Genomic DNA, 26024 nt, shown 5'->3' with positions numbered 1-26024 from the left:
TACGTATCGAGGTCAAGGGCATCAGGAGGAACAGTGCACCAGCATCACAACGGACTGAAAACCGCGGCCCTGTTCGGAGTCCTGTGGGCGGTCCTGCTTGGTCTGGGGGCGTTCATCGCCGCCGGGACCCGCAGTGCCGCGCCGATCTGGATCATGGCCCTGATCGGCGTCGGCACCACCGCCTACGGGTACTGGAACAGCGACAAGCTCGCCATCCGGTCCATGCAGGCCTATCCCGTCACGGAGGCCGAGGCGCCCCAGCTGTACCAGATCGTCCGGGAACTGTCGGGCCGGGCCAACCAGCCGATGCCGCGGATCTACATCTCGCCCACCATGGCGCCGAACGCCTTCGCCACGGGCCGGAATCCTCGGACCGCGGCGGTGTGCTGCACCGAGGGCATCCTGAGGCTGCTGGACGCCCGCGAGCTCCGCGGCGTCCTGGGCCATGAACTGATGCACGTCTACAACCGGGACATCCTGACGGCGTCGGTGGCCGCCGCCGTCGCCGGCGTCATCACGTCGGTGGCCCAGATGATGCTGCTCTTCGGCGGCGGGGACCGCCGCAACGCGAACCCGTTCGCCGCGATCGCCATGGCGCTGCTGGCCCCGTTCGCCGCGTCCCTGATCCAGATGGCCATCTCGAGGACGCGGGAGTACGACGCCGACGAGGATGGATCCGCGCTCACCGGAGATCCGCTGGCGCTCGCCTCCGCCCTGCGCAAGATTGAGCAGGGCGTGCAGTTGGCGCCGCTGCCGCAGGACCAGCGTCTGGTCAACGCCTCCCACATGATGATCGCCAACCCGTTCCGCGGCGGAGGCGTGGCCAAGATGTTCTCCACCCACCCGCCGATGGCCGAGCGGATCGGCCGGCTGGAGCGGATGGCCGGCCGGCAGCTCACCTGAAGCCAGCTGCGGCGCTGGCGACGCGCAAATAGTTCCGTGACGCGCAAAAGGGCTGGCGACACCCGAATACCGGTGTCGCCAGCCCTTTTGCGCGTCGCGAGGAAACTTGGGCCGCGGACGGGAAGCTAGCTGCGGAAGTTGACGAACTGCAGGTCGGCCTCGTCGAAGCCCTTGAGCAGGTTCATGGTCTCCTGGAGGTCATCGCGGGACTTCGAGGTCACCCGGAGCTCGTCGCCCTGGATCTGCGACTTGACGGACTTGGGGGCCTCGTCCCGGATCAGCTTGTTGATCTTCTTGGCGAGGTCCTGGGCGATGCCCTCCTTGATGGAGGCCTCGAGCCGGAATTCCTTGCCGGAGGCGTAGGGCTCGCCGGTGTCGAGCGACTTCAGCGAGATGCCGCGGCGGATGAGCTTGGACTGCAGCACGTCGAGCACCGCCAGCACCCGCTCTTCTGAGTTGGCCTTCATCAGGATCTTCTCGCCGCTAAAATCAACCTCAGCGCCGACGCCCTTGAAGTCGTAGCGCTGGGCAATCTCCTTTTGCGCCTGGTTCAGCGCGTTGGCGACCTCCTGCTTGTCTACCTTGCTGACGACGTCGAACGTGGATTCGCCTGCCATGACTTTCCTCCTGATGGTTAGCCGGGTGCCTGATGTGAGGCCGGTTGTCTGCATTCCAGCCTAGTACGGATGCCCCCGTTCTGGAGGGCGGCCGGGCGGGACGACGTTTCACAGTCCGCTCATAGCTCAATCACGGCGGGAACGAAGCCAGGCCCGGAAGAGTTGCAAGGGTTGGAACCGCTGCTGAAAGGCAAGAACATGCACCATAAGGCCGTCCGCTACGTCACCCGCACCACCGCCGTCGCTGCCACCACGCTGGCCGCGACGGCGACCTCCGTTGCTGCCGCCGCATTGGCGGCCTCCATCATCCTGAGCCCGGCCCCCGATGCCTCAGCGCGCATGGACGGTATCCACACGGACCTGGCCCGCGCCGTCGAGCTGAACCAGGTCACGCCGGAGCAGGCGGCACGATTCGAGGCAAGGCTGGCCGGCCGCATTTTCGGAGAAGCCTGATTTTCCGGGCATTTTGGCCCATTTCTGGGCCGCTAAGGCGCCGATTCGATTCTTCGGCGGAAGTTCTGTAAAGTTGTCTTGCCCGCGGGTGCTGGAAGCGGAACGGACTGGAAACAGGCGTTCAGGGACTGGAAACCGCGAGTGATCTTCTTTTGAAGTTCGGCAGATTACCCGAGCGGCCAAAGGGGGCTGACTGTAAATCAGCTGGCAACGCCTACGGGGGTTCGAATCCCTCATCTGCCACCCTTGGACAAGCCTCCGGAACCGATCGGTTCCGGAGGCTTTTTCTTTGCCCGGGGTTCAGCGGGCCGGACCCACAGTCCTCGGGCCAACCCAATAAAGTCCGCGCAGAGTAAGTCCGCGGCTCAGTCGAGCGGCGGATTGGGGATGGCCACCGTTGTCCCGGCGGGCGGAATCCATTCGCCGCCGGTCAGGTAATTCAAGTTGGCTATCCGCAATGCATGAAGCGGTACGCCGTAGCGGCTCGCGATGCCGGCGGGAGTATCTCCGGCGCTCGTCCTGTACAGGAGCTGCCCCCGCCCGTCCTGGCCGGTCACGCTACCGCCGGCACCGAGCTGCGGCACGTCCACGCCTCTGAGGTCGATGACCTTTCCCGCGGCAACGGACGCCGATTCGTTGAAACTCCTGAGGATCTCGGGAGTCATCCGGAAGTGGGCGGCGATGCCTTCCCAGGTGTCGCCGTCGACGGCCGTGTAGCGCATCGGCTGGTAAAACCCGTTCAGTTCGGTCGTCCCCAGCAGGCCCGGGGGCGCCGGGGAGGTTGCAGCGGCCGCCGGGGATGTTCCATGAGCCGCGGCCGCCGGAGTTCGGCCCGGGGCCTCCGCGCCAGATGCGCAGGCGGTCAGCAGGCCGGCTAGTACCGCGGCCAGAACGACGGCGGCGGCCGGCCGGACGCGTTTTACACCGGATCCGTGACTCACGCTGGGTGTCCTGTCATTCGGGGCCTCCCCCCGAGGCCCGTTGGAGCCGATTATTCCATACGTTTGATGAAGTCTCATTTCCACCGCCTTTTCCGAGGGAGGGGCTCCTCGGGTTCGGTATAGTGCCGGTCATGGACGAAAAGGCGATCTTGCACACCTACCTGCGGACGCGGCGGGACAGCCTGCTGGCAAAGCTTGACGGGCTCAGCGAGTACGACGCGCGCCGGCCCCTCACAGCTACGGGCACCAATCTGCTGGGCCTGGTCAAGCATGTGGCCAGCGTTGAACTCGGATACTTCGGCGAGGTTTTTGGCCGGCCCAGCGACCTGGAACTGCCGTGGTTTGCCGACGATGCGGAGCCGGACGCCGACATGTGGGCTGCCCCCGGCGAGACCCGCGAGCAGATCGCGGAGCTGCACCGGCTCTCTGCCGTGCACAGCGACGCCACCATCGATGAACTTGCCCTGGACGCACCCGGCGTGGTGCCCTGGTGGCCGGACGAGCGCAAGCACGTGACGCTGCAGCAGATTCTCGTGCACATGTGCGTGGAAACGGCCCATCACCTCGGCCACGCGGACATCCTGCGCGAGCTCATCGACGGCAGGGCCGGCCAGCGCCCGGGGGACCCGAACCTCTCCGCACGCACACCCGAGGAGTGGGCTGTTCACCGGGCCCGCATCGAGGCGGCCGCCGTCGCCGCCGCCGCCGCCGCCGCCGCCGCCCCGGCCGGAACGCCAGGCCGGTAGCGCAGGCCGACAGCGCTGGCCGATTGCGGGCCGATAGCGGCAGGCGAGACGCGGCCGGCGAACCTAGCCGGCGACACGCGGCCGCAACACCCCATGTTCTGAAAGCAAAATCTCAGTTTTCGAGGGAGCGCCAACGTAGGGTGGTCCGGTCCGCTGTTGAAGAAGAAGGAGCGATCGTGAAGTCGTTTGCCTGTGGTGATGTGGTTCCCGGTTGCGAAGCCCGCTGGGTGTGCAGTACGGAAGACGAAATTCTGGTGAATGTGGCGGCCCATGCTGCGTCCGCCCATGGGCTGGAGGAGCTGCCGGCCGACGTCGTGCAGTCGGTCCACAAAGCCATCTTTTCCGTTAGTTGATTCACGAGGCAGGCGGCCTCCCGCCCGACGCCGGGGCCGTTCCCGGCCCGGATTGGAACGAGCAGCTGGCGGCCGCCTGCCGAGGTGTTGGCCTTGCCGCGGCCTACCAGCCGATTATCGATACTGCCCGCGGCACAGTGGTGGGCTATGAGGCCCTGGCCCGGTTTCCGGGTTTCGCCGAAAAAAATCCTGAAGTGTGGTTTGCCGCCGCGCGCACGCATGGCCTGGCGGCCGAGCTCGAGGCAGCGGCCTTGCGGGTGGCGCTCTCGGCACGCCCCACCCTGCCTGCGAACTGCTTCCTGACCCTCAACGTCTCACCGGAGCTGCTGCTGACGGAGGGGATCCGTGAGATCTGGCGCAGTCAGGGAAACCTTGGCGGACTGGTGGTTGAACTTACGGAGCAAACCCCGATCGACTCCTATCTGGAGCTTGAGCCTGACCTCAACCAGCTGCGCGCTGCGGGCGCGCTGATCGCGATCGACGACGCCGGGGCTGGCTACGCGGGCCTCCGTCACCTCCTGGCGCTGCGGCCCTCGCTGATCAAGATCGATCGTGAACTCATCCAGGATGTCGACCGTGACGAAGCCAAGCGCGCCCTGATCTCCATGCTCGGAACCTTTGCCAGCCGCGTGGATGCCTGGATCCTGGCCGAAGGAGTGGAACGGGTGGAGGAACTCGACGCCCTCGTCGCCCTCGGCGTACCGCTGGTGCAGGGGTATTGCCTGGCCCGGCCCGGGCCGGCGTGGGAACCGATCGACCTCGATGTTGCCCACCGACTCGCCTCCAAACCACCGGTGGCCCACCAGGGCATTATCCGGGACATCGTGGAACCCGCGACGACGGCCACCACGACGGCGACGGCGGCCGCAGCGTTTGATGACAGCCCCGCCCTGCAGTCAGTGGTGTTGATGGGCGAGCATTTGCGGCCCGTTGCGGTGCTGGACCCCGCGGCGGCGGCCCTGGGCGTGGTCAGCCCGGGCATGTGCGTCAACCTGGACACCCCGATCAGCGAGGCCCTGGCACGGTCCATGACGCGGGCTCAGGCCAGCCGGTTTGACCCCCTGCTGGTGACGGACAACGCCGGCCGCTTTGCCGGCGTCGCCCGCATGGAACGGATGATCACGGCCCTGGCCAGCAGCTAGCCGTCCGCCGGGCCCGGATCGCTTGACCGTTCCCCTAGCAGTTGTCCCGTGCCGGGGTCCTCCAGACCGTCGAAATAACGGTCCAGGACATTGCGGAACACGGATTCGCCGGGGGCCGCCAGCCGGAACAGCGTCATGGACGAGTGCAGCTTCCGCGCGTCGATGCCGCCGAAAATCTGCACCGCGGACCGCCCCTCCAGGGAAGCCACCGCGGCGGCCACCTCCCGGAGGCGGGGGCCAAGGACGTCGTGCCGGAGGTAGGCCCGGGCCTCGTCCAGGGAGGAGATGGCATATTTGCGGGCCGTTTCGCTATGGCCCAGGCCTGCGAGCTGGGGGAAAACGAACCACATCCAGTGGCTCCGCTTCAATCCCGACCTCAACTCCGCCAGGGCGTGCCCGTAGGTTCCGCCGGCGTCTTGGGCGACCATGAACCGTGCAAGATCGTAGGGGTCTTCTTCCATGCTCGCTAGGCTACGTCGCCAGGCAACCAAGGGACAGAGCCGCGGAAGCGCCTAACCCCGCCCTACTCCCCAACAACAGGCGGCGGTAGTATCAACTTCGAGAGTCGGTGGCGCACCTCACGGTTGGCCGGGCGCCACGCTCGGCCGAGTCGGAGGGCGGATGTACGACGCATTTGGGCTGTTCACCGGGTCCACTCTGGTGGAAATCGGGCTCCTGCTGGCGACGTTTGTTCTGTGCTCCCTGATCGGCGTCGAACGGCAGGTCCGGCAGAAGAGCGCGGGCTACCGCACCCACGTTCTGGTTGGCCTGGGATCGTGCACCTTCACCCTTATCTCCGCGTACGGCTTCGCCGCCGTCCAGGGATCCGGGGGCACCCTGGACCCGTCCCGCATTGCAGCCCAAATCGTCAGCGGCATCGGCTTCCTCGGTGCGGGGGTGATTTTCAAGGGGCGGAACGTTGTCCGGGGCCTCACCACTGCCGCGAGTATTTGGGTTTCCGCCGCCGTCGGCATGGCCTGCGGGGCCGGTATGCTTTCCTTGGCAATTTCGCTGACCGCCTTCCATCTCATCACCTTGTATGTGGTCTCGCCCGCGGTGAGGAAAATCCCTACCCCCGACACCAACCGGGTCCTGCATGTGGGCTACGCGGACAATCAAGGCGTGCTGAGGCAAGTGCTGGAGCTGGCCACCACCATGGGGTTCAGCTCATCGATCCTGAGCACCAAGAAATCAGGCAACGCACAAAAACCGATCGTTCTCATGAACATCCGTTTCCACGGTCATCTTCCGCTGAAGGAACTGGTCCCGTCGCTCCTGGAAGTGCCGGGCGTGAAGACTGTCACCGTGCTCGGCTCGGACCCCAACGAGGACGACGATGACGACAGCGCCTGAGAACCTGGCGCGGCGGGATCCCCGGGTTGACGCGTTTATCGCGGCACTGCCGGACTGGCAGCAGGAAATCTGCGCCCAGGTGCGGGACCTTGTCCATGCCGCCGACCCGGCAGTCGAAGAGACCATCAAACGCACCACGCAGCCCTATTTCGTCGTCGACGGCAACATCTGCGCCCTGCTCGCGGCCAAGGACCACGTCAACGTCTTCCTGTACGACGGCGGGATCGTCCCGGACCCGGAGGGCATCATCACCGGCGGGCACGACAACAAGACCGCCCGCACCGTGGCTTTCACCCAGGGGGAAGCCATCCCCGGCCGGGCCCTCACTGCGATGTTCCGGCAGATCATTGCGAACAACCGGGCCGGCGGCTGGCGCAAACTCAAGCCTGGCCAATGAAGCACGATGACCATCCCCGAACCGCCGTGCACGTTGATTGAAGCCGTTCGGGATGACCGTTAGAGTCTCCTGATGACCGAGAACAGCATCGCCCTGACGGAGACCGTGCGCGTGCGCGTGCTGCGCAGGCCCGACGCCGGCCCCCTGGCCGATGCCTACCTGCGGAACCGTGAGCACCTGGCGCCCTGGGAGCCGGTGCGGTCCGAGGAATTCTTCACGGTCGAGGGACAGGCCGCCAGCATTGAATCCAAGCTCGGGTTGTTCATCGCGGGATCGGACGTGCCCTGGGTTCTAGCGGAAGGTTCCCGGATCGTCGGGGTGATGAACCTGAGCGGGATTGTCCGGGGGCCGTTCCTCAGCGCCCACCTCGGCTACTGGGTGGACAAAGACATGACCGGGCGGGGGATTGGCTCGGCAGCGCTGGAGTTCGCCGTCCAAACCGGCCGGAGCGAGCTGGGCCTGCACCGGCTGCAGGCCGCCACGCTCCCGCACAACTCCGCGTCGCAGCGGATCCTGAAGCGGGCCGGCTTTGAGGAGATCGGTTTGGCCCCCCGGTACCTTCGGATTGCCGGTTCCTGGCAGGACCACATCCTGTTCCAGCGGATCCTTTACTGATGGCGGCTCTTCCGGATGCACCCGTTCCGATGAGGCCTGCGAACTTTGGTGCCCTGCACCATGTTGAGCTCTGGGTGCCGGACCTGCCACGGGCCAGGGACCAGTGGGGCTGGCTGCTGGGCCGACTGGGCTACGAGGCCTACCAGGACTGGGCGCACGGGTGCAGCTGGCGCCGCGGGCCCACGTACATCGTCGTCGAGCAATCCCCGGCCCTGAGCGCAACCGCGCACCAGCGCACCGCGCCGGGCCTGAACCATCTCGCCTTCAGCGCGGGGACGCGGGAGCATGTGGACGAAATGGCGGCCGAGAGCATCGGCCACGGCTGGGCCGAGCTTTTTCCTGAGAAATACCCGCACGCCGGAGGCCCCGGCCACTTCGCCGCCTACCTCGTGAATTCGGACGGCTACGAAGTGGAGCTGATTGCCTTGGACTGAACGCGTCGGTGCCCTACGGGTTTGGTCGGTGCCCTACGGGTTGGTTGACGGAGGCGCCTTTTCAGCCTTAAGTTCCTCGCCGTGGGCGATGACCGCGTAGATGATCAGCACGTCGATGGCGATGACGATCAAGGACCACCACGGCTGCGCCGGAATGAGCATCAGTTGAACGACAGCGCTGACGCCCGCAACGACGACAGCAACGACTCGAGCCCACGTTGCACCGGAGAAGAGAGCGACGGCGGTGAGGATCAAGAGCGCCCCCAGAGCCACATTCCACCAGCCCCACCCCTTCGCATCGAAGAGGAACAGCGTGCCCGGGGTCGACAAATAGTAGGTGTCGGGTCCGGTGAGCGCGACGAGGCCTTGAAGGCCGCTGAAAACGCCATTGATGATCAGAATGACTCCGGCGAAACGGACCCAACCGGTCCAGCCAGTCGAAGCGACAGGATGATGGGCAGTACTCATAGTGCCGACCGCTTTCCGTTGAATGCTCTGCCGTCGGCCTCATGGTCGGCGCAGTCGTGTGGTGAAGCTAGTACCGATTCCGATTATGTTCCTGGCAGTCCGGACCGGTCAATCGCTGCAGAAACTTTGGAGCCGCCGCCGTCGACTCAGTTCTGTCCGGGCCCATGGCGAGCCCCGGATCCGGGTACGTTGTAGCCATGACCATCATCCTTGTCGGCGGCGGCCCGGACACCGTCACAACACCTGCCGTCTTCGACCGGTTCGTCAAGGAGCTCCGGCACCGGGCCCCCGGCAGGATTCCCCGCGTCGCCGTGGTTGTCTTTGACCACGAGGGCAGCTCGGAATATTTCCTGCCTGCCTATCTTGAGCCGCTGGAGTCCCGGATGGCCTGCGAGATCGTCCCGGTCCTTCTCGGCTTCACCCGCGGCGCGGACCCTGCCGCATTCGACGGCGTCGACGGGATCGTCGTCGGGGGCGGCCCGACGCCGGGCTATCTGGAGGGCTTGCTGCCGTCCGCGGAGGCCATCCGCCGGGCGGTCTCTGACGGTGTGCCGTACATGGGATTCTCCGCCGGCGCGATGGTGGCGCCCGCACGGGCGATCGTGGGCGGCTACGCAATCCGCGGCACCGAGGTCTGCCCGGTGGATTGGTCGGAGGGCCTCGATGAAGTGGAGATCCGCGCCGGGCTGGGCCTGGTGCCCTTCGCCGTCGACGTGCACGCCGCGCAGGCCGGAACGCTCGGCCGGGCCGTCGGGGCGGTGGCGAAAGGCCTCGTGGACCGCGCGGCCGCCGTGGATGAGAACACTGCCCTTGTCCTACACCAGGCGGACCTGGAGGAACTGGAAGTGATCGGCACCGGGAACTGCTGGACGATTCGCGGCGTCGGCGCCAAAGCCACCGTCTCGGTTCTGTCCGCACCCAGCTAGCCGTTCACCGCCTTGCCCCTTGGCACGGTTGTTACCCGTGGGTAACATTGACGCATGCACCTCCTGTTCCGGACCCTCCTCCTGCTGTTTACGTCCTCGCGCCGCTCACCCCTGAGCATCTGGGATAACTCCTCACTGCCGCTGCGGGTCCTGCCCACGGATATCGACATCGCCCTGCACGTCAACAACGGCATGTACTTCTCGCTCATGGACCTCGGCCGCTTCGATCTCATGGCCCGCAGCGGAACCTGGAAAAAGATGCGCCGCCGGGGCTGGACCCCGGTGGCGGCGGGGGAGACCATCGCCTTCCGCCGTTCGCTGCAGCTCTGGCAGCAGTACACCATCGAATCCAGGATCATCGGCCTCGACTCGAAGGCCATCTACTTCGAGCAGCGGATGGTGGTGGACGGTGAGGTTTACGCGCGCGCCTACATCGCCACCCGTCTGGTGAGCAAAGGCAAGCCCGTCAGCCAGGAGGAAATCATCAGCGAATTCGGCGCGCCGCCGTCGGCGTTGGAGCTGCCCGAGTGGATCCACGAGTGGCGCGAGACCAATGCGCTGCCCGGTGCCAGGCGTCCGGCCCCGCACGTCTGGGCGTGACCTCCGCGCCGGCCTGCCCGGATGTGCCAACAGCGAAATGCCGGGGACAATTCGCGGCTGCTCCCGTACCGTTGACTCATGGCTACCGTAGACATCACAGGTGAACAGTTCGCATCGACAGTCGAGGATAACGACATCGTCCTCGTCGATTTCTGGGCCGAATGGTGCGGCCCGTGCAAGCAGTTTGGCCCCACGTACTCAGCGATCTCCGAGAAGCACCCGGACGTCGTCTTCTCCAAGGTCGACACCGAAGCCGAGCAGCAGCTCGCGGCCGAGGCCGGCATCACGTCGATCCCCACGCTGATGGCCTTCCGCGAAAAGGTCCTGGTGTTCTCGCAGCCGGGCGCCCTGAACGCGCAGCAGCTGGAGCAGGTGGTCGACGCCGTCAAGGCCCTGGACATGGAAGAAGTCCACGCCCACGTGGCCCGCTCGCAGGCCGAGGCCGCCGCGGCGGCGGCCAACCAGGACGGAGCCCAGATCCCGGAAGCCTGAACCCACACGGCTTATGCCGGCGGCTACATTCCACGGATTAAAGCAACGCGGGGTCACTCCGCGCCCAAAAACCCCCCGGGGACGGGCGCGGAGTGACCCCGCGTTTTTGCGTCGTCTTGCCGGGCGCTGGTTGAAGGGGACCTACAACATTTCCAGCTTGACCGGCTCGGCCAGCAGGGCGCTGAGGGATTCGTTCAGGTCCTGGACGGCCGTGCCCTTGGAGTGCGTGTCCAGGTCCGCCTGGCTGGCCCACCGTTCGGTCAGCACGAGCTTGTCCTCGCTGGCCTCGGTGAGCTCGTAGCGGATACAGCCGGGCTCGTTGACCACCTCGTCAATCGCGATGTCCAGGGCGAGCTTCACGCGGAAGAATTCGCCGTCGTTGGGGATGAAAATGGCCTGAAGGTCAACGGGTGCAGTCATGGCAATTACCCTACCGGGCCGCCGCGCCGGCGCCGGAAGATGACCCAAGATTTCATAGGACTTCCAAGCTTTGCTCTTCTTTTGCCTCCGGTCAGTTGGTAGCGTCACATCATGCTTGCTTACACAGCCGGGGACACTGACGTCCCGCTGCTCGAGGAAACCATTGGCGCGAACTTCGAACGGATTGCGGCGCGGTTCCCGTATCAGGACGCCCTGATCGAGGCGGCCGCGGTGCCCGGCGAAGAGGCCCGGCGGTGGAGCTATTCGAAGTTGAACGACGACGTCGACCGCCTGGCGCGTGCCCTTCTCGCCCTGGGCGTCGCGAAGGGCGAGCGGATCGGCATCTGGAGCCCCAACTGCGCCGAGTGGACCATCCTGCAGTACGCCACAGCGAAGATCGGGGCGATCCTGGTCAACGTCAACCCCGCCTACCGCAGCCACGAGCTGGAGTTTGTGGTCAAGCAGAACGGCATGCGGATGCTGGTCACGGCGCCGTCGGACCGGAACAGCGACTACACCGGGATGGCGCGGCAGGCGCTGGCGGCGTGCCCCGACCTGCGCGAGTTGGTTTTCCTCCCGGGCGCGGGCCTGGACGGGCTGACCGCGGGCGAGCCCGAAAATGACGCTGAGCGCACCTACGCCGAGCTGCTCAAGCGGGCCGACGACGTCGGGCATTCCGCCCTGAAGGCGCGCATGGCGCAACTGGACCCGCACGATCCCATCAACCTGCAGTACACCTCGGGCACCACGGGTTTCCCGAAGGGCGCCACGCTGACGCACCACAACATCCTGAACAATGGCTACTCGATCGGCGAGCAGCTGGGCTACACCGAACACGACCGGGTGGTGATCCCGGTGCCCTTCTATCACTGCTTCGGCATGGTGATCGGGAACCTGGCGGCCCTCAGCCACGGCGCGGCCACCATCATCCCCGGCCGGGCGTTCACGCCGGGCTCGGCGCTGGAGGCCGTGCAGGACTTCGGCGGAACCTCGCTGTACGGGGTGCCGACCATGTTCATCGCCGAGCTCGCCCTCGCGGACTTCGCCTCCTACGACCTCTCGACCCTGCGCACGGGCGTCATGGCCGGATCACTGTGCCCGATCGAGGTGATGAACCGGGTCATCACTGAGATGAACATGACCGACGTCGCCATTTGCTACGGCATGACGGAGACCTCGCCGGTGTCCACCATGACCCGGAGCGTGGACACCATGACCCAGCGGACCGAGACCGTGGGCCGGACCATGCCGAACCTGGAGAGCCGGGTCGTGGATCCGGTGACGGGAGAAGTGCTGGAGCGCGGCGGGATCGGCGAACTCTGCACGCGCGGCTACGCCGTGATGCAGGGGTACTGGAACCAGCCGGACAAGACCGCGGAGGCGATCGACGCCGACGGCTGGATGCATACCGGGGACCTTGCCCGGATGGACGACGGCGGCTACATCGTGATCGAGGGCCGGATCAAGGACATGGTGATCCGTGGCGGCGAGAACGTTTACCCGCGCGAAATCGAGGAATTCCTCTACACCCACCCGGACATCCAGGACGTGCAGGTGATCGGTGTCCCGGACGCCAAATATGGCGAGGAGCTGATGGCGTGCGTCATCCTGAAGCCCGGCGCCGAGCCGATGGACGCCGCCAGCCTGGCCGATTTCTGCCGCGGCAAGCTGGCGCACTACAAGATCCCGCGCTACGTGGAGGTCCGGGACAGCTTCCCGATGACCGTCTCCGGCAAGATCCGCAAGGTGGACATGCGCCAGGAGGCCGCGGCGAGGCTGGGCCTCTAACAGCAACGCGGGGTCACTTACGGCCCATCCCGAGGCCCCGGATGGGCCGTAAGTGACCCCGCGTTGTGGCGGTTCCGGAGGGCCTGTGGATAACTTCAACGCACGGGCGGATCCGCGGTCACAATGATGCGCATGGTCCGCATTATCCCGCTGCCCGAAGGCCTCGCCCAGACACCGTTCACCGTCTACGAGTCGCGCGCCCTGGGTATCCCGCCCAAACGCCTGCGGGCGCAGGATTTGTCCGTCGGCGGCCGCCTCATCTATCTCCCCGCCGGCCGGCACCTCGAGATCGTCGAACGGGCCCGGGTCCTCGCCGCTGCTACTCCGAGTGCCTGGGCGTCCCATGAAACCGCGGCAGTGCTGACCAGGCTCGGGCTGCCTCCGTGGCTCGGCGAATGCCCCACCATCCACCTCAGCAAGCCGCACGAACTGCCCCGAGTCCGCCGTGCCGGGGTCACGGGCCACCGCGTGCGGCTCATTGCCGGCGAGCTGACCGACGTCGACGGCATCCCCGTCACGGCTCCGCCCCGCACGTGGCTGGATCTGGCCTCGGAACTGCCGCTGAACTATCTCATTGCCCTGGGGGACCAGATCATCCGCATACCCCGGCCAAGCCTCGAACCGAGGTCGGAACCGTACGCCTACAAGGATGGCTTGCGGCTGCTCATCCGCCAGCATCCCAACATGAAGGGCGTCGAGAAGGCACGGCTTGCGCTGGACGAGATGCGGGTGGGAGCAGACTCGTTCCCGGAGACATTCCTGCGGCTGGCGCTGATGGATGCGCGTCTGCCGGAGCCGGAGCTGCAGTTGAGGCTCGTCCCGGAAGACCCGCGCTCGCCGGCTGCAGACATGGGCTACCGGCGGTACCGGATCGCCGTGCAGTACGACGGCGCCCATCACCTCACGCGGGAACAGCAGTCCCGGGACAACCGGCGGGACGAAGCCTTCCGCAGCGCCGGATGGGCGTATTTCAAAGTCAACGCCGATGACCTTGCCGAGGGCTTCGACAGCGTCATCGCCCGGATCAGGCGGGCCCGGCTCCGCCCGTAGGCAGGCTCCGCCCCTTCTTGACCCGCCGAATCCAACGCGGGGTCAGATCGCGCCCATGAAGAGGCTTCGGATGGGCCGTAAGTGACCCCGCGTTGGTTCGTCAGTGGCCGCGGTGGTCCTGGATGGTCATGCGCGGGCCGAAGGTCGGTTTCCGGAAGCCGCTCAGCCCGAGCATCCGGACCACCCGCTGCCTGTGCCCTGCCCAGGGGGCCAGCAGCCTGAGCATGCCGGCGTCGTCCGTGCGGCGGCCGGTCAGGGCGGCGCCCACGTAGGCCGCCAGGTGGTAGTCGCCGACAGCGATCGAGTCCGGGCAGCCGTGCGTGCGCTGCACCACTTCCGCCGCCGTCCACACCCCGATTCCGGGGAGGGTCTGCAGCTTGGTCCCTGCCTCTGGGGCGGGCAGGGCGGCGAGCCGTTCAAGTGCGGCGGCGGAGCGCAGCGCCCGCATGATGGTTGCCGAGCGCTGCGGCCCCACCCCTGCTTTGTGCCATTCCCAGGATGGAATGCGGAGCCATTGCGCGGCCGTCGGCTGGACCATCAGATTGGCGGGAGCCACGGTACCGGCACCGGGCGCGGCTGTCCCGAAGCGGTACATCAGGTAGCGGTATCCGCGGCGGGCCTCGATGACGGTGACCTTCTGCTCCAGGATGGTCGGCACCAGTGAGTCGATCATCCGGCCGGTTGCCGGCAGCCGGATGGCGAGGTTCCGGCGTCGGGCTTCAACCACCATGCGCGGGAGCGTGGCGTGGAACGCGGGCTCGTCGAAGCCGGACCAGTCGTCCTCGCTGCCGAGCATGCGCGGCACGGAATCGACGGCGTCCACCGCTCCAGGGCCCCAGGCCTGCGCGTCCACGGCCGGGTCCGCCCGCGGCCAGGCCGTTGCCAGGCGCAGCGTGGCCGGACCGTGCGGGGTGGTGAATGCGAGCCAGACCCCGTCCGGGGCGGTGCGCATGGCCGGGTCGCCGTGGCCGCGCAGCAGCGGGCCGATGGTCTGCATCAGGTCGAACGGACCACCCGGGTGCCACCGCAGTGAGGCGTCTGCCGCGGCGGCAAGGCCCGCGGGGACGTCTGCAACGGTCATTCAAACATGTTCCCATGTCCCCCTGACAGTGGCCGCATCGGCCTGCGCGGAGCATGGGCCGTAGGACCCTTAACCTCCAGGGCTGCGGGGGGCTAGACTCCGGCTGGGGCGTGGAGCGCCCGCGCCCGGATCGTGGCCCGAATCCTTGTTCTTGGGAGAGTGTGATGGCTGGTGGCGTTGTACATTTTGAAATCCCCGCAGACGACGAGAGCCGCGCACGGGAGTTCTACAGTTCGGCGTTTGGCTGGGAGGTCAGCGTCGCGCCGGAGATGAGTTACTCCATGATCAAGACCACGCCGACGGATGCGACGGGCATGCCCTCCGTTGCGGGCTCCATCAACGGCGGCATGTTCCACCGCGAAGGGGACCTCACGTCCCCGGTGGTCACCGTGGATGTCGATGACATTGACGCGGCGCTGGAGAAGATCAACTCGCTGGGCGGCAGCACGGTCTTGGCGCGGCAGGAGGTCGGCACCATGGGCTGGGCCGCCTACTTCAGGGACACCGAAGGCAATGTGGTCGGTCTCTGGCAGAACGCCCCGCGTGAAGGCGGCACCGGCGCAGCGGCGGATGACATCGGCGCCTGATATCCCTGACGGGCGCGCTTGCACCCTCAGCTAACCAACTCAGTGCATTCACCTCGGCGCCTGCGTCAGTGCATCCCCGTGGTGAGCCACAGTGCCACGACCGCCAGCGGGACCGTGAGGACGACGGCGACGACGCCGGCCACGGCGAAGCCTCCCCAGCGGATCTCCACGTTGAGGGAACGGAGCCGCTCGTGCCACAGCAGCGTGGCCAGGGAAGCCCATGGGGTCACCAGCGGGCCCAGGTTCACGCCGATCAGCAGGGCCGCCAGCCGGGCCGGGGAGCCGCCCACCGGTTCCAGGGCCAGATAGGCAGGCAGGTTGTTGACAGCGTTGGCTGCCCCCGCGCCCAGGCCGGCGAGCTGCAGGAGCGCCGGCAGGCTCTCGCCCGTGCCGGCGATGCCGGTCAGGAACCGGGTGAGCCCGTTGGCGTGCAGGGTCTCCACCACCATGAACAGGCCGGACGTGAGCATGAGCGGGCGCCAGGGAATCATGGACCAGCGCAGGACGGAGCGCCGCCGCCAGAGGAAAAGCAGGAGCAGGGCCGCGGCCGCTGCGAGCGCCGGGATCTGCACCGGAATCCCGGAAACCAGCGCCGGAAGCAGGACCACCATGACCCCGGATGCCGCGTACAGCAGGACCCGGTCCCGCACTTTATGGACCGGCTGCGGCCCGTACTTGCCGCGCAGGTCCTTCCGGAACGCCAGCCACAGCAGCACCAGCGGCACAAGGATCCCCACCAGGGCCGGGGCCCACACCAGCGAGGCGAACGCGGCGGGGCTGAGCTTGAGCCGGTCCTGTGCCAGCAGGTTGGTCAGGTTGGAGACCGGCAGCAGCAGCGAGGCCGTGTTCGCCAGCCACACTGTGGTCAGCGCGAACGGCAGCGGCGGAATGCGGGCGTGAATGGCCAGCAGCACGACGACGGGAGTCACCAGCACCGCCGTCGTATCCAGCGACAAGAACACTGTGGAAACGGTGGCGAGGGCGATCACGAGGAACCACAGCAACAAGACCCGGCCGCGGCCCAGGGCGGCCAGCCGCTCGGTGACCACGCGGAACAGCCCGGCCTCATCCACCAGCTCCGTGACCAGGGACATCGCCAGCACGAACGCCAGCACCGGCACGGTCCGTGCTGCCAACTCCTGAAAAGCGGGGACCGGCAGCAGCCCCGTGGCCAGCGCCGCGCAGCCGGCCAGCAGCATGCCAGCGGGCAGCGCGTAGCTCTTGAGCTTCTTCAGCCTGGCGATCCTCTTCACCGCCATATCCTCGCACCTGCCGGAGCCGTGGCCGCGCCGACGTGCCTGCCGGGTAGGAGACGGTAACTTTGTACCTATGAAGTACGCCCAGTCCATCCTGGACCTCATTGGCCATACGCCGCTCGTCAAACTCAACCACGTGACCGATGGCATCGCCGCCACCATCCTGGTGAAGCTCGAATACCTGAACCCCGGCGGTTCGATCAAGGACCGCATTGCGGCCAAGATGATCGAGGAGGCCGAACGAACGGGAAAGCTCCTGCCTGGCGGCACCATCGTGGAGCCCACCTCGGGCAACACCGGCGTTGGCCTGGCGCTCGTGGCCCAGCAGAAGGGCTACCGCTGCATCTTCGTCGTGCCGGACAAGGTCGGCGAAGACAAGCGGGCCGTGCTCCAGGCCTATGGCGCCGAAGTGGTGGTCACCCCCACCGCCGTCCCGCCGGACAGCCCGCAAAGCTACTACGGCGTCTCGGACCGGCTCGTCACCGAAATCCCGGGAGCCTACAAGCCTGACCAGTTCTCCAACCCGGCCGCCCCCGCAAGCCACTATGAGACCACCGGCCCTGAGATCTGGCACGACACCGACGGCCGCATCACGCACTGCGTGATCGGCGCCGGCACCGGCGGCACCATCACCGGCACCGGCCGGTACCTCAAGGAAGTTTCCGCCGGGCGCCCCGCGGCTGAGGGCGGGGTCGTGAAGATCATCGGCGCGGATCCCGCAGGCTCGGTGTACTCCGGCGGCACGGGCCGCCCGTACTTTGTCGAGGGCGTCGGGGAGGACATGTGGCCGGCCAACTATGACAAGTCCGTCCCGGACAACGTCCTTGCCGTCAGCGACGCCGATTCCTTCGCGATGACGCGCCGGCTGGCGCGCGAGGAAGGCCTGCTGGTGGGCGGGTCCTCGGGCATGGCCGTCGTGGCCGCCATGGAGGTCGCCAAGGACCTCCCGGCGGAAGCCGTCGTGGTGGTTATCCTGCCGGACTCCGGCCGCGGCTACCTGGCGAAGATCTTCAATGACCAGTGGATGCGTTCCTACGGCTTCCTGGCCAGCGGAGACGAGGCCTCGGTGGGCGAAGTCCTCAAGGCCAAGACCGGTGAACTCCCGGACCTCGTCCACATCCACCCGAACGAATCCGTCCGCGATGTCATCAACATCATGAACGAGTACGGCGTCTCGCACATCCCCGTCCTGTCCCAGGAACCACCCGTGGTGATGGGCGAGGTCCTTGGCGCCGTCGATGAGCGAACCCTCACAGCCAAGCTCTTCCGCGGCGAGGCCAAACTCTCGGACAAGATCTCCGAACACATGGAGGCCCGCCTCCCTGTCATCGGCTCGCTCGAATCGATCTCGACCGCCCGCGAACTCCTCTCCGACGCCGACACCCTCATGGTGACGTTTGTCGGCGCTCCGGTGGGGATCCTGACCCGCCACGACCTCCTCGCGTACCTCAGTAACTGACCAGTTCAAGGAGTCCCATGTCTTTGCCTGAAAGCTCTTCCTCGAAAAACCCGGGCTTCAACACCCGCGCCATCCACGCCGGCCAGGCGTTTGAGCCCCGCACCGGGGCGGTGGTGCCCCCCGTGCACTTCTCGTCTACCTATGCCCAGGACGGCATCGGCGGGCTGCGGGACGGCTACGAATACGGCCGCGGCACCAACCCCACCCGTGACTCGCTGCAGGAGCAGCTGGCCGCCCTGGAAGGCGGGAGTGCCGCGTTCTCCTTCAGCTCGGGCCTGGCCGCCGAGGACTCGATGATCCGCGCCCTCACCCGCCCCGGTGACCACATTGTGCTCGGCAACGACGCCTACGGCGGAACGTACCGGCTCATCAGCCGGGTCCTGGGGGAGTGGGGCATCGGCAACACCCCGGTGGACATGTCCGACCTCGACGCCGTCGCAGCCGCCGTCGCAGCAGGCGGCACCACCGACGGTGGCGGCAAGACCCGCCTGGTGTGGGTGGAGACGCCGTCGAACCCGATGATGAAGATCACCGACATCGAGGCGCTCGCCAAGGTGGCGCACGACGCCGGCGCGCTCCTGGTGGTGGACAACACGTTCGCCTCGCCGTACCTGCAGACCCCGCTCGCCCTCGGCGCCGACATCGTGGTCCACTCCACCACCAAGTACATCGGCGGCCACTCGGACGTCGTCGGCGGCGCGATCGTGGTCAACGACGCGGAGCTGGCGGAGAAGATCGGCTTCGTCCAGTTCGCCGTCGGCGCCGTGTCCGGTCCGATGGACGCCTTCCTCACCACGCGCGGCCTGAAAACCCTCGGCGTGCGCATGGACCGGCACAGCGATAACGCCCAGGCCGTGGCCGAATGGCTGCTGGAACGCCCCGAAGTGGAAGCCGTCCTGTACCCGGGCCTACCGTCCCACCCGGGCCACGAGCTGGCCCGGAAGCAGATGAAGAAGTTCGGCGGCATGATCTCCGTGCAGTTCAAGGGCGGCGAGGCCGCGGCACGCAAGGTGGCCGAATCGACCTCCGTGTTCACCCTGGCCGAGTCACTGGGCGGGATCGAATCGCTCATGAACTACCCCTCGGAAATGACGCACGCCTCGGTCAAGGGCACCGAACTGGCGGTCCCCGTCAACCTGATCCGGCTCTCCTGCGGCATCGAGGACGTCGAGGACCTGATCGCGGACCTCGACGCCGCGATCTCCTCGCTGGCGGGCGACAACTAAGCGGCAGAAAACCGCGCCTCGGCCCGCCCTAGCTTTCTCTAAGAGAGTCAGCTAGGGTGGCCGCATGGCACTTCGATCCGATTGGTCCCAGCGGACCTGCAGCATGGCCCGCGGCCTCGATATCCTCGGCGATCCCTGGAGCATGCTGGTGCTGCGCGAGGTGTTCTTCGGCAACGGCCGCTTCGAGGCCATGAAGCAGCGGCTGGGGGCGGCCGATTCCGTCCTCACCAGGCGGCTCGCCGGGCTTCTGGAGGCGGGGCTCCTCACCCGGCGGCCCTACGACGACGGCGGCCGCACCCGCCAGGAATACGTCCTCACCGCCAAGGGCGAGGACGCTCTCCCGGTGCTCAACGCCGTCGTGATCTGGGCCGAGAAGCACCTCCCGGCGCCTTCCGGGGAGGCGCACATGTTCGTCATCCACAGCGGCTGCGGGGAGCGGACCTCCTCGGCGGACACGTGTACGGCCTGCGGGGAACCGCTGACGGCCGCCAACACGAGCTGGCACAGCCTCTCCCGCACCGCGGACCCCGTGCCCCTGGCCTCGGCCGGCACCGGGACCCCTGGCCAGAATGGAACGGCCGCATGAGCGCCCCAGAAACCATGACCCCCGTCCGCCGCCGCATCCACCCGGCGTGGACTGTCGCCGCCGTGGCATTCCTCGCGCTGGTCGGCGCCGCCGGGTTCCGGGCAGCGCCGGGCGTGCTGATGGTGCCGCTGCAGAACGAGTTCGGCTGGTCCACCACCGTGCTCTCTGCCGCGGTCAGCATCAACCTCGTGCTGTTCGGGCTCACGGCGCCGTTCGCGGCGGCCCTGATGGAACGCTTCGGCATCCGCGCCGTCACGGCCGTGGCCCTGGTGCTGATCGGCGCCGGCAGCGCCCTGACGGTCTTCGTGACGCAGTCCTGGCAGATCCTGCTGACCTGGGGGCTGCTGATCGGGCTCGGCACCGGGTCCATGGCGCTGGTCTTCGCCGCCACCATCGCCAACACCTGGTTCGCCAAGAGCCGCGGCCTGGTGATCGGCATCCTCACCGCCGGCAGCGCCGCCGGGCAGCTCGTGTTCCTGCCCTTCATCGCGCTTCTGGCCCATGACCCGGGCTGGCGGCAGGCCTCGCTCCTCATCGGTGCCGGCGCGCTGGCCGTGGTGCCGCTTGTGCTGAAGTTCCTCAAGAACTCACCCGCCGACGTCGGCGTGCTGCCGTACGGGGCGACGCCGGCGGCCGCCGCTGCAAGCACCGGGCCGGAAGCGTCCGAATCAACCGGGCCGGAAACGGCGGAGCCGCGCCGGAACGCCGCGGTCCGTGCCCTGCAGGTCCTCAAGCGAGCCAGCAGGGTGCGTACCTTCTGGGCCCTCGTGGCCGGTTTCGCGATTTGCGGCGCGACCACCAACGGGCTGATCGGCACCCACTTCATCCCCTCCGCCCATGACCACGGCATGCCCGAAACCACCGCGGCGGGCCTGCTCGCCGTCGTCGGCCTCTTCGACATCATCGGCACCATCGCCTCCGGCTGGCTCACGGACCGCTTCAACCCCCGGATCCTGCTCGCCGTGTACTACCAGTTCCGCGGGATCGGGCTGCTGGTCCTGCCGCTGCTGCTCAGCGCCACCGTCCAGCCCAGCATGATCGTGTTCGTGGTCATCTACGGCCTGGACTGGGTCGCCACCGTGCCTCCCACCGCCGCGATCTGCCGCCAGGTCTTCGGTGCCGACGGGAGCGTCGTGTTCGGCTGGGTGTTCGCGGCCCACCAGCTCGGCGCCGCTGCCGCCGCCCTTGCGGCCGGGGCGGTGCGAGACGCCACCGGCCAGTACACCTACGCCTGGTTTGCCGCCGCCGCCATGTGCACCATCGCCGCCGTTATCAGCGCCACCATGCGCAAGGACGCCCGGAAGCCGGAGCCGGTCCCGGTCCCGGCGTAGCTGTTCTGTAGACTGACCCGACAGCGAGGGCGCGTTTGCGCCGCCCTGGACGGAACCGACCAAACGGCCAGCGTCTACACCAGCAGCCCGATTGGGGAATTCATGTCAGTGCCCGATTCCGACCACAACCCGGCGCGGCACTCACCCGTCGGGCTGCTGCTCCGGCTCTCCGTCATCCTGGCCATCGCCGCCGTGGGCTACTTCATCTGGGTCTCGCTCGGCGTCTGGGCCAAGCACGGCCTGGACTTCAGCGTCTACTGGTACGGCGGCAAAATCCTCAACGACGCCGGCGCGGCGCCCTCGGACCTGTACAGGGGAAATGTGGACTGGGCCGGCGGCCCGAACCTGATGTTTACCTACCCGCCGTTCGCCGCCCTCATCTTCGGCCTTTTGGCCCGGCTGCCCCAGACGGCAGCGCTGAACCTGTTCAACGCGGCCGGGGCCGTCGTGGCGATCCTGACCGCGGCCCGTGCGGTCCGGTACTGGAACGCTAAAGCCTCCTGGCGCGCCACTTTCCGGACGCCGGGCAACGGTTGGGCGGCAGCAGTCCTGGTCCTGGCGGTGCTGAACCTCGGCCCGTGGCGGGAGACCCTGGTGTTTGGACAAATCAATGCCCTGCTGATGGGCATGATTGCCGTGGACCTGCTGGCCCGCAACCCGCGCTGGACCCGCGGCTTCCCCGGCAGCGGCTTCCTGGTGGGCGTCGCTGCCGGCATCAAGCTGACGCCCCTGGTGTTCGGGCTGTACTACCTGGTCCGCAAGGACTGGCGCGGGCTGGGCAACATGGCTGCCGGCTTCACCGCCACCGTGGTGCTCGGCTGGCTGCTGCGCCCCGCCGAATCCCTGCAGTTCTGGCTCCAGATGCTGCCGGACACCTCCCGGATGGGGGGAGCGGGCTATGTGGACAACCTGTCCCTCAAAGGCGCCCTGCTGCATTTCGGCGTCCCGGAGGCGCACGTCACGGTGCCGTGGCTGGTGCTGAGCCTCATGGTGGTGGCCGTGGGCGCCGGAGTGATCAAGACCGCCAGCGACCAGGGCGCCCGCGTCGTGGCCGTGTCGGCGACGGCGCTCACCATGCTGCTGATCAGCCCGGTCTCGTGGTCCCACCACTGGGTCTGGGTCGCGGCGGTATTTCCGGCTTTCGCCTGGACCCTGCGGGAAACCCCGCGCCGCTACGCCGGACTGCGCTGGACGATGGGCGGCGTGCTGGGCATCTCAATCCTCGTCTTCCTGTTCTCGCCCAAGACCATTGGCACAGCCCTCGGCGCGGAAAACCTCGATATCCAGACGCCCGGCCTGTGGATCATGGCCTCCAGCGCCGGCGTCTTCTGCGCCGTGGCCCTGCTGGTCTGCTGGTTCGTGGCCCTGCGGCTTGATGCGCTGGCACCGGGGTTCGACCTGCCACCCGAGCTCGGCCACGCGTCCAGGCCGGCTGCCGAACGGGACGTCCAGGCCGCCGCCTCGTCCGCCTCTTCCTCCGCTTCGTAGGCGCCGCGCCGGCCGCCACCGCTAGGCTGTCCGGCATGAGCAACCTTGCCCCGCGTAAGACGGCCCTTGTCACCGGCGTCGGCCGGCTCGCCGGAATCGGCGCCGGCATTGCCCGCCGTCTTGCCGCGGACGGCTGGGACCTCGTACTGACCTGCTGGCAGGACTACGACGCCAGGATGCCATGGGGCGTCCAGCCGGACGACGTCGAACGCCTCACCGCGGAGCTGCAGGCGATCGGCTCCGCAGTGGTGGTGCTGCCGGCGGATTTCCAGGACCCGGAGGCCGTGGACCGGCTGATGGCCGCCGTTGCGGCCGAGGTCGGAAACCTGCAGGGCCTAGTGCTCAGCCACTGTGAATCCGCGGACTCCGGCATCCTGGACACATCCCTGGCAAGCTTCGACCGGCACTTCGCGGTCAACACACGGGCCAGCTGGCAGCTGATTGCCGCGTTCGCCCGGCAGGCCGATCCCGACGGCGGCGCCATCGTGGCGCTGACCAGTGACCACACCGCGTTCAACCTGCCCTACGGGGCCTCAAAGGGCGCGCTGGACCGGATCGTGATCGCGGCGGCCCGGGAACTTGGCCCGCTCGGGATCAGCGCCAACGTCCTCAACCCGGGACCGGTCGACACCGGCTGGATGGACGGGCCGCTCCGTGACGAGCTGGCCCGGCGGCACCCGGGCGGCCGGCTGGGCACTCCGGCGGACGTGGCGGGGACGGTCGCGTTCCTGCTCTCGCCCGAGGGCCGCTGGATGTCCGGGCAGCTGGTCAAGGCCGACGGCGGGTTCTCCGCCTGAGCCCGCCCGGCCTTGTGCCCGGAAGCTGTGCCCGGACGCTTGCCGGAACCACGCCGAGACGTCATTTCACGGCAGTGTTTGCGCCAAACACTGCCGTGAAATGACGTCTCGCGCCGCTAGCGGAAGGCGGGCAGACCCGTGATGTGCTGGCCCAGGATCAGGGTGTGGACCTCGTCGGTGCCCTCGTACGTGCGGACGGATTCGAGGTTGGCGGCATGCCGCAGCGGGGAATGCTCCAGCGTGATGCCGTTGCCTCCCAGGATGGTGCGCGCCTCCCGGGCAATGGCGAGCGCCTCACGCACGTTGTTCAGCTTGCCGAGCGAGATCTGCTCCGGGCGCAGCGTGCCGGCGTCCTTGAGCCGGCCCAGGTGCAGGGCAAGCAACGTGCCCTTCTGGATTTCCAGGAGCATGTTCACGAGTTTCTCCTGCGTCAGCTGGTAGCCGGCCAGCGGCTTGCCGAACTGCAGCCGCTCCTGGGCGTAGGCCAGGGCGGCCTCGTAGGAATCCCGGGCGGCGCCCATCGCACCCCAGGCGATCCCGTACCGGGCCTCGTTGAGGCAGGAGAAGGGGCCCCGCAGCCCCCGCGCCGCCGGCAGCAGCGCCTCGGGGCCCAGCCGCACGGCGTCGAACGTGATGTCGCACTGGATGGAGGCGCGCATCGAGAGTTTCTGCCCGATCGGGGTCGCGGTGACGCCCGCGGTGCCGGCGGGGACGAGGAAACCGCGCACGCCGTCGTCGGTCATGGCCCACACCACCAGCACATCCGCCACCGAGGCGAGCCCGATCCAGCGTTTGGCCCCGTCCAGGATCCAGCCGGCGCCATCGCCGGTCCCGTCGGGGCGGGCAAAGGTGGTCATGGACGCCGGATCGGATCCGGCCGTGGGCTCGGTCAGGGCAAACGCTCCGATCAGTTCGCCGGCGGCCATCCGGGGGAGCCACTCCTGCTTTTGGTCCTCGGTGCCCCACTTGTGGATGGCTGTCATGGCGAGGGAGCCCTGTACGGAGACAAACGTGCGGACGCCGGAGTCTCCGGCCTCGAGTTCCATGGCCGCGAGGCCGTATTCGACGGCGGAGCGGCCGGGGCAGCCGTAGCCCTCCAGGTGCATGCCGAGCACACCAAGCTCGCCAAGTTCCGGGGCGAGGTCCAGGGGGAACACGGCGTCCTCGTACCAGCCGGCGATGTCGGGCCGGATCCGCTGGTTCGTGAAATCGCGGACGCGCTCGCGGACGGCGCGCTCTTCAGCGCTCAGCAGGGAATCGATCGCCAGGACATCGGAAACGTCGGAAAGGTCGGAATCCTCGGGAATGCCAGCATCGTTGCTCATGCCAGCATCCTACGGCGGCTCCACTTACACCGCTGCGTCGGCGCTCCTGCCCGGTTCCTTCCGGACTCGGGCGCGGATCCCGACCGACGCTCCGGTGTCGCCGGGCTATCGGGGGGATGGTCCGGAAAGCAACCGGGCTGGAGCGCTGCACGGGGCTCGGCAACCGGCTGGGGAACACCCTCGGTTCCCGGCCGAGCCGCGGGCCTACACTGGTGCCATGGAAACCGCATCTGTGCTTGCTGTCTGCACGGTTCACCAGCTGCTCGATGATCCCGGCAGCGTCGGGGTCACCGCGATCGACAAGCGCCCTGTCGCCGGACCGGTGCGGGTCCACAAACTCGGCCTGCGCGGTGATGTCCAGGCCAGCAGGATCCACCACGGCGGCGAGGACCAGGCACTCTACGCGTATTCGCAGGACGACGCCGACTACTGGGCCGCGGAGCTGGGGCGGGACCTGCCGCCGGGCATCTTCGGCGAAAACCTGCGGATCACGGGCCTCAGCGCCTCCAACGCCGTGATCGGCGAACGCTGGAAGATCGGACTGGACGTCGAGGTGGAAGTCACCTCAGCGCGTATCCCCTGCGCCACCTTCCAGCGCCGGATGGGCGAGCCGCACTGGGTCAAGCGGTTCACCGAGGCGGGCCGGGTGGGCACTTACCTCCGGGTGGTCAGGACCGGCAACATCGAAGCCGGAAACCACATCCACCAGCTCTTCGTCCCCGCCCACGGCGTGACGATCGCCAAGTGGTTCACCGATCCCACCCTGGCGGACATGGAGGCCCTGCGCGACGCCGACGCCGACGGCCAGATCCGCCTGCAGCCCGAGTACCACCAGGGCTTTGAGCAGCTGCAGCGCCGCCTCGGGGTCTAAGCCTGGTGCGCCGGTGTGCGCAAGCTCACCGTCCGCCGTCGGCCCCTCAACTACCACTGTTCTGATCCATGCCCTACACTTGAAATATCCCCCACTCCGGAAATCCCTTATTCCTGCCCAATTCTTGAGGCAGGACTGGCAAGTGTTGGGGCCCGCAACTGTGATGCGGGCATTTTCATAGGGAGAGCCGGCAAAAGAAAACGCTGTACAGACTGCTGGGATAGCAGCCAAGAGATGCAGCGGGAAGTCCTGCCACGGGATTGCGAAAGCGCCGGACTTCTATGTGACCCGCCGGTCAACCGTACGCCCGGCAATTCGT

Annotated in this window: 30 protein-coding genes and 1 tRNA gene; 23 read left to right on the top strand and 8 right to left on the bottom strand. The window is 67.6% G+C overall.

The genetic code is table 11. The features are described 5' to 3' along the window. The first annotated feature begins 33 nt into the window (after nt 1–33). Nucleotides 34–903 carry a zinc metalloprotease HtpX gene (htpX, locus tag AC1DKQ_RS02190; RefSeq protein WP_476918075.1) on the top strand — a complete coding sequence of 290 codons (870 nt, stop codon included), beginning with the start codon at nt 34–36 and terminating at the stop codon, nt 901–903. 125 nt (nt 904–1028) lie between these two features. Here htpX and AC1DKQ_RS02185 read toward each other — a convergent pair whose 3' ends face one another. Continuing rightward, nucleotides 1029–1520 carry a YajQ family cyclic di-GMP-binding protein gene (locus AC1DKQ_RS02185; protein WP_018773569.1) on the bottom strand — a complete coding sequence of 164 codons (492 nt, stop codon included), beginning with the start codon at nt 1518–1520 and terminating at the stop codon, nt 1029–1031. 198 nt (nt 1521–1718) lie between these two features. Here AC1DKQ_RS02185 and AC1DKQ_RS02180 point away from each other — a divergent pair, with 198 nt between their 5' ends. After that, a complete protein-coding gene (locus tag AC1DKQ_RS02180; protein ID WP_476882902.1) occupies nt 1719–1973 on the top strand; it encodes a hypothetical protein in 255 nt (84 codons plus the stop codon). Between the two features lie 161 nt (nt 1974–2134). Further along, nucleotides 2135–2216: transfer RNA gene (locus tag AC1DKQ_RS02175), tRNA-Tyr, on the top strand. Nucleotides 2217–2338: 122 nt separating this feature from the next. Here the strand turns inward: AC1DKQ_RS02175 and AC1DKQ_RS02170 are convergent. After that, entirely contained in the window at nt 2339–2914 is a 576-nt protein-coding gene (locus tag AC1DKQ_RS02170) for a LysM peptidoglycan-binding domain-containing protein (RefSeq protein ID WP_476882567.1), read from the bottom strand. 131 nt (nt 2915–3045) lie between these two features. Between AC1DKQ_RS02170 and AC1DKQ_RS02165 the strand changes: the two genes are divergently transcribed. The 3 genes from AC1DKQ_RS02165 to AC1DKQ_RS02155 all read left to right on the top strand — a co-directional run bounded on the left by AC1DKQ_RS02165 (nt 3046) and on the right by AC1DKQ_RS02155 (nt 5155). Then, entirely contained in the window at nt 3046–3660 is a 615-nt protein-coding gene (locus tag AC1DKQ_RS02165) for a DinB family protein (protein WP_476918074.1), read from the top strand. A 176-nt stretch (nt 3661–3836) separates the two neighbouring features. Next, nucleotides 3837–4013, top strand: coding sequence for a DUF1059 domain-containing protein (locus AC1DKQ_RS02160; RefSeq protein WP_476918073.1), 177 nt, complete (start codon nt 3837–3839; stop codon nt 4011–4013). Next, entirely contained in the window at nt 4010–5155 is a 1146-nt protein-coding gene (locus AC1DKQ_RS02155; RefSeq protein WP_476918072.1) for an EAL domain-containing protein, read from the top strand. Before AC1DKQ_RS02160 ends, AC1DKQ_RS02155 begins: the two co-directional genes overlap by 4 nt. Here the strand turns inward: AC1DKQ_RS02155 and AC1DKQ_RS02150 are convergent. Beyond that, complete coding sequence (locus AC1DKQ_RS02150) at nt 5152–5616, bottom strand: DUF1810 domain-containing protein (protein WP_476918071.1); 465 nt, start codon at nt 5614–5616, stop codon at nt 5152–5154. The genes AC1DKQ_RS02155 and AC1DKQ_RS02150 overlap by 4 nt on opposite strands. Before the next feature lie 160 nt (nt 5617–5776). Between AC1DKQ_RS02150 and AC1DKQ_RS02145 the strand changes: the two genes are divergently transcribed. The 4 genes from AC1DKQ_RS02145 to AC1DKQ_RS02130 all read left to right on the top strand — a co-directional run bounded on the left by AC1DKQ_RS02145 (nt 5777) and on the right by AC1DKQ_RS02130 (nt 7954). Continuing rightward, nucleotides 5777–6508: an MgtC/SapB family protein gene (locus AC1DKQ_RS02145; protein ID WP_476918070.1), complete on the top strand. Its 732-nt coding sequence runs from the start codon at nt 5777–5779 to the stop codon at nt 6506–6508. Then, nucleotides 6492–6905, top strand: a complete 414-nt coding sequence (locus tag AC1DKQ_RS02140) for a DUF1801 domain-containing protein (protein ID WP_476918069.1) — start codon at nt 6492–6494, stop codon at nt 6903–6905. Before AC1DKQ_RS02145 ends, AC1DKQ_RS02140 begins: the two co-directional genes overlap by 17 nt. A gap of 72 nt (nt 6906–6977) precedes the next feature. Next, the gene (locus tag AC1DKQ_RS02135) at nt 6978–7520 is read left to right on the top strand and encodes a GNAT family N-acetyltransferase (protein WP_476882573.1); all 543 of its coding nucleotides are present in this window, start codon (nt 6978–6980) and stop codon (nt 7518–7520) included. Between the two features lie 29 nt (nt 7521–7549). Then, on the top strand, nt 7550–7954 hold the full coding sequence (locus AC1DKQ_RS02130; protein WP_476882903.1) for a VOC family protein: 405 nt from the start codon (nt 7550–7552) through the stop codon (nt 7952–7954). A 33-nt stretch (nt 7955–7987) separates the two neighbouring features. Here the strand turns inward: AC1DKQ_RS02130 and AC1DKQ_RS02125 are convergent, their stop codons facing one another. Further along, complete coding sequence (locus AC1DKQ_RS02125; protein WP_476882574.1) at nt 7988–8422, bottom strand: DUF7144 family membrane protein; 435 nt, start codon at nt 8420–8422, stop codon at nt 7988–7990. 197 nt (nt 8423–8619) lie between these two features. Here AC1DKQ_RS02125 and AC1DKQ_RS02120 point away from each other — a divergent pair, with 197 nt between their 5' ends. The 3 genes from AC1DKQ_RS02120 (at nt 8620) to trxA (ending at nt 10440) form a co-directional block, all read left to right on the top strand. Then, nucleotides 8620–9348: a Type 1 glutamine amidotransferase-like domain-containing protein gene (locus AC1DKQ_RS02120; RefSeq protein WP_476882575.1), complete on the top strand. Its 729-nt coding sequence runs from the start codon at nt 8620–8622 to the stop codon at nt 9346–9348. A gap of 54 nt (nt 9349–9402) precedes the next feature. Next, nucleotides 9403–9948 carry an acyl-CoA thioesterase gene (locus AC1DKQ_RS02115; RefSeq protein WP_476918068.1) on the top strand — a complete coding sequence of 182 codons (546 nt, stop codon included), beginning with the start codon at nt 9403–9405 and terminating at the stop codon, nt 9946–9948. A 78-nt stretch (nt 9949–10026) separates the two neighbouring features. Then, nucleotides 10027–10440, top strand: coding sequence for a thioredoxin (trxA, locus tag AC1DKQ_RS02110; protein ID WP_476918067.1), 414 nt, complete (start codon nt 10027–10029; stop codon nt 10438–10440). A gap of 141 nt (nt 10441–10581) precedes the next feature. On the opposite strand, the gene AC1DKQ_RS02105 is transcribed toward trxA, so the two are convergent. Continuing rightward, the gene (locus AC1DKQ_RS02105; protein WP_476918066.1) at nt 10582–10860 is read right to left on the bottom strand and encodes a putative quinol monooxygenase; all 279 of its coding nucleotides are present in this window, start codon (nt 10858–10860) and stop codon (nt 10582–10584) included. Nucleotides 10861–10971: 111 nt separating this feature from the next. On the opposite strand from AC1DKQ_RS02105, the gene AC1DKQ_RS02100 reads away from it, so the two are divergent. Both AC1DKQ_RS02100 and AC1DKQ_RS02095 read left to right on the top strand, forming a co-directional pair. Next, nucleotides 10972–12648 (top strand): AMP-binding protein, encoded by a 1677-nt coding sequence (locus tag AC1DKQ_RS02100; protein ID WP_476918065.1) that lies wholly within the window; start codon nt 10972–10974, stop codon nt 12646–12648. Between the two features lie 132 nt (nt 12649–12780). Then, nucleotides 12781–13698 (top strand): DUF559 domain-containing protein, encoded by a 918-nt coding sequence (locus AC1DKQ_RS02095; protein ID WP_476918064.1) that lies wholly within the window; start codon nt 12781–12783, stop codon nt 13696–13698. A 100-nt stretch (nt 13699–13798) separates the two neighbouring features. Here AC1DKQ_RS02095 and AC1DKQ_RS02090 read toward each other — a convergent pair whose 3' ends face one another. Further along, complete coding sequence (locus AC1DKQ_RS02090) at nt 13799–14779, bottom strand: DNA-3-methyladenine glycosylase family protein (protein WP_476918063.1); 981 nt, start codon at nt 14777–14779, stop codon at nt 13799–13801. Nucleotides 14780–14943: 164 nt separating this feature from the next. Here AC1DKQ_RS02090 and AC1DKQ_RS02085 point away from each other — a divergent pair, with 164 nt between their 5' ends. Further along, complete coding sequence (locus AC1DKQ_RS02085) at nt 14944–15366, top strand: VOC family protein (RefSeq protein WP_476918062.1); 423 nt, start codon at nt 14944–14946, stop codon at nt 15364–15366. 65 nt (nt 15367–15431) lie between these two features. Here AC1DKQ_RS02085 and AC1DKQ_RS02080 read toward each other — a convergent pair whose 3' ends face one another. Beyond that, entirely contained in the window at nt 15432–16625 is a 1194-nt protein-coding gene (locus AC1DKQ_RS02080; protein ID WP_476918061.1) for an ArsB/NhaD family transporter, read from the bottom strand. A 70-nt stretch (nt 16626–16695) separates the two neighbouring features. Between AC1DKQ_RS02080 and AC1DKQ_RS02075 the strand changes: the two genes are divergently transcribed. The 6 genes from AC1DKQ_RS02075 to AC1DKQ_RS02050 all read left to right on the top strand — a co-directional run bounded on the left by AC1DKQ_RS02075 (nt 16696) and on the right by AC1DKQ_RS02050 (nt 23509). Then, nucleotides 16696–18081, top strand: coding sequence for a cystathionine beta-synthase (locus tag AC1DKQ_RS02075; RefSeq protein WP_476882583.1), 1386 nt, complete (start codon nt 16696–16698; stop codon nt 18079–18081). 17 nt (nt 18082–18098) lie between these two features. Next, nucleotides 18099–19307 (top strand): cystathionine gamma-synthase, encoded by a 1209-nt coding sequence (locus AC1DKQ_RS02070; RefSeq protein WP_476918060.1) that lies wholly within the window; start codon nt 18099–18101, stop codon nt 19305–19307. Between the two features lie 64 nt (nt 19308–19371). Continuing rightward, entirely contained in the window at nt 19372–19893 is a 522-nt protein-coding gene (locus AC1DKQ_RS02065) for a winged helix-turn-helix transcriptional regulator (RefSeq protein WP_476918059.1), read from the top strand. Beyond that, nucleotides 19890–21224 carry an MFS transporter gene (locus AC1DKQ_RS02060; RefSeq protein ID WP_476918058.1) on the top strand — a complete coding sequence of 445 codons (1335 nt, stop codon included), beginning with the start codon at nt 19890–19892 and terminating at the stop codon, nt 21222–21224. Before AC1DKQ_RS02065 ends, AC1DKQ_RS02060 begins: the two co-directional genes overlap by 4 nt. Before the next feature lie 102 nt (nt 21225–21326). Next, nucleotides 21327–22712: a glycosyltransferase 87 family protein gene (locus AC1DKQ_RS02055; protein ID WP_476882587.1), complete on the top strand. Its 1386-nt coding sequence runs from the start codon at nt 21327–21329 to the stop codon at nt 22710–22712. A 35-nt stretch (nt 22713–22747) separates the two neighbouring features. Continuing rightward, nucleotides 22748–23509 (top strand): SDR family oxidoreductase, encoded by a 762-nt coding sequence (locus AC1DKQ_RS02050; protein ID WP_476918057.1) that lies wholly within the window; start codon nt 22748–22750, stop codon nt 23507–23509. Between the two features lie 116 nt (nt 23510–23625). Here the strand turns inward: AC1DKQ_RS02050 and AC1DKQ_RS02045 are convergent, their stop codons facing one another. Beyond that, the gene (locus tag AC1DKQ_RS02045; protein ID WP_476918056.1) at nt 23626–24834 is read right to left on the bottom strand and encodes an acyl-CoA dehydrogenase family protein; all 1209 of its coding nucleotides are present in this window, start codon (nt 24832–24834) and stop codon (nt 23626–23628) included. A 217-nt stretch (nt 24835–25051) separates the two neighbouring features. Between AC1DKQ_RS02045 and AC1DKQ_RS02040 the strand changes: the two genes are divergently transcribed. After that, nucleotides 25052–25705 (top strand): MOSC domain-containing protein, encoded by a 654-nt coding sequence (locus AC1DKQ_RS02040; protein WP_476882590.1) that lies wholly within the window; start codon nt 25052–25054, stop codon nt 25703–25705. Nucleotides 25706–26024: the final 319 nt, after the last annotated feature.

The organism is Arthrobacter sp. 05L421 (assembly GCF_056397785.1).
This window is presented reverse-complemented; position numbering and strand designations above follow the sequence as displayed.

What these genes read in the sequence shown, in the direction of transcription:
- AC1DKQ_RS02070 (WP_476918060.1), top strand. Translation starts at nt 18,099, where the DNA reads ATGTCTTTGCCTGAAAGCTCTTCCTCGAAAAACCCGGGCTTCAACACC.
- AC1DKQ_RS02080 (WP_476918061.1), bottom strand. Translation starts at nt 16,625, where the DNA reads ATGGCGGTGAAGAGGATCGCCAGGCTGAAGAAGCTCAAGAGCTACGCG.
- trxA (WP_476918067.1), top strand. Translation starts at nt 10,027, where the DNA reads ATGGCTACCGTAGACATCACAGGTGAACAGTTCGCATCGACAGTCGAG.
- AC1DKQ_RS02095 (WP_476918064.1), top strand. Translation starts at nt 12,781, where the DNA reads ATGGTCCGCATTATCCCGCTGCCCGAAGGCCTCGCCCAGACACCGTTC.
- AC1DKQ_RS02115 (WP_476918068.1), top strand. Translation starts at nt 9,403, where the DNA reads ATGCACCTCCTGTTCCGGACCCTCCTCCTGCTGTTTACGTCCTCGCGC.
- AC1DKQ_RS02065 (WP_476918059.1), top strand. Translation starts at nt 19,372, where the DNA reads ATGGCACTTCGATCCGATTGGTCCCAGCGGACCTGCAGCATGGCCCGC.
- AC1DKQ_RS02090 (WP_476918063.1), bottom strand. Translation starts at nt 14,779, where the DNA reads ATGACCGTTGCAGACGTCCCCGCGGGCCTTGCCGCCGCGGCAGACGCC.
- AC1DKQ_RS02040 (WP_476882590.1), top strand. Translation starts at nt 25,052, where the DNA reads ATGGAAACCGCATCTGTGCTTGCTGTCTGCACGGTTCACCAGCTGCTC.
- AC1DKQ_RS02140 (WP_476918069.1), top strand. Translation starts at nt 6,492, where the DNA reads ATGACGACAGCGCCTGAGAACCTGGCGCGGCGGGATCCCCGGGTTGAC.
- AC1DKQ_RS02150 (WP_476918071.1), bottom strand. Translation starts at nt 5,616, where the DNA reads ATGGAAGAAGACCCCTACGATCTTGCACGGTTCATGGTCGCCCAAGAC.
- AC1DKQ_RS02165 (WP_476918074.1), top strand. Translation starts at nt 3,046, where the DNA reads ATGGACGAAAAGGCGATCTTGCACACCTACCTGCGGACGCGGCGGGAC.
- AC1DKQ_RS02185 (WP_018773569.1), bottom strand. Translation starts at nt 1,520, where the DNA reads ATGGCAGGCGAATCCACGTTCGACGTCGTCAGCAAGGTAGACAAGCAG.
- AC1DKQ_RS02135 (WP_476882573.1), top strand. Translation starts at nt 6,978, where the DNA reads ATGACCGAGAACAGCATCGCCCTGACGGAGACCGTGCGCGTGCGCGTG.
- AC1DKQ_RS02120 (WP_476882575.1), top strand. Translation starts at nt 8,620, where the DNA reads ATGACCATCATCCTTGTCGGCGGCGGCCCGGACACCGTCACAACACCT.
- AC1DKQ_RS02060 (WP_476918058.1), top strand. Translation starts at nt 19,890, where the DNA reads ATGAGCGCCCCAGAAACCATGACCCCCGTCCGCCGCCGCATCCACCCG.
- AC1DKQ_RS02055 (WP_476882587.1), top strand. Translation starts at nt 21,327, where the DNA reads ATGTCAGTGCCCGATTCCGACCACAACCCGGCGCGGCACTCACCCGTC.
- AC1DKQ_RS02105 (WP_476918066.1), bottom strand. Translation starts at nt 10,860, where the DNA reads ATGACTGCACCCGTTGACCTTCAGGCCATTTTCATCCCCAACGACGGC.
- AC1DKQ_RS02125 (WP_476882574.1), bottom strand. Translation starts at nt 8,422, where the DNA reads ATGAGTACTGCCCATCATCCTGTCGCTTCGACTGGCTGGACCGGTTGG.
- AC1DKQ_RS02130 (WP_476882903.1), top strand. Translation starts at nt 7,550, where the DNA reads ATGAGGCCTGCGAACTTTGGTGCCCTGCACCATGTTGAGCTCTGGGTG.
- AC1DKQ_RS02100 (WP_476918065.1), top strand. Translation starts at nt 10,972, where the DNA reads ATGCTTGCTTACACAGCCGGGGACACTGACGTCCCGCTGCTCGAGGAA.
- AC1DKQ_RS02085 (WP_476918062.1), top strand. Translation starts at nt 14,944, where the DNA reads ATGGCTGGTGGCGTTGTACATTTTGAAATCCCCGCAGACGACGAGAGC.
- AC1DKQ_RS02050 (WP_476918057.1), top strand. Translation starts at nt 22,748, where the DNA reads ATGAGCAACCTTGCCCCGCGTAAGACGGCCCTTGTCACCGGCGTCGGC.
- AC1DKQ_RS02075 (WP_476882583.1), top strand. Translation starts at nt 16,696, where the DNA reads ATGAAGTACGCCCAGTCCATCCTGGACCTCATTGGCCATACGCCGCTC.
- AC1DKQ_RS02180 (WP_476882902.1), top strand. Translation starts at nt 1,719, where the DNA reads ATGCACCATAAGGCCGTCCGCTACGTCACCCGCACCACCGCCGTCGCT.
- AC1DKQ_RS02045 (WP_476918056.1), bottom strand. Translation starts at nt 24,834, where the DNA reads ATGAGCAACGATGCTGGCATTCCCGAGGATTCCGACCTTTCCGACGTT.
- AC1DKQ_RS02145 (WP_476918070.1), top strand. Translation starts at nt 5,777, where the DNA reads ATGTACGACGCATTTGGGCTGTTCACCGGGTCCACTCTGGTGGAAATC.